Origin of the sequence: Escherichia sp. AM3 (genome assembly GCF_032029835.1) — a bacterium.
Taxonomy (GTDB): domain Bacteria; phylum Pseudomonadota; class Gammaproteobacteria; order Enterobacterales; family Enterobacteriaceae; genus Escherichia; species Escherichia coli.
Map to the genome: position 1 here is coordinate 1 of NZ_JAVUPQ010000643.1, position 379 is coordinate 379.

General features: G+C 58.0%; 1 protein-coding gene. It reads right to left on the minus strand.

Annotated elements, in window-relative coordinates:
• Positions 1 to 87: 87 nt before the first annotated feature.
• Positions 88 to 379 (minus strand): phosphohistidine phosphatase SixA (sixA, locus tag RTW80_RS27665; RefSeq protein ID WP_312721303.1); only part of this gene is annotated, 292 nt, incomplete at its 5' end.

Consider the following 379-nt stretch of genomic DNA (forward strand, 5'->3'; position numbering starts at 1 on the left):
TGATTGAGGTGGAGGAGTGGCAGCCGCCAGAATTGCCCTGACAGGATGGCGGGAGGCACGCTGCACCCCGCCATATCGCACGTCACGTCAGATGGCTTTTGCCATCTTCAGGTTGCACGGACTCATTTGCCAGTTAAAGACCCCTTTGCCGGTTTCGTCGAGGGTGACGTTGGCAATGGCGGACGTTGTGAACATCGGTGGCGTTTCGCCCGGGCACAGCTCAGATACCAGATAGCCGACCAGCGGCAGGTGGGAAATGACCAGTGCGGAAGCGACACCTTCATTGCACAGCGCCTGAAGGTAAGCACTGACAAGGCCAACATCGCCACACGGCGTGAGTTCAGGGAGAACATCCACACTGGATGGCAGGTTCATACAC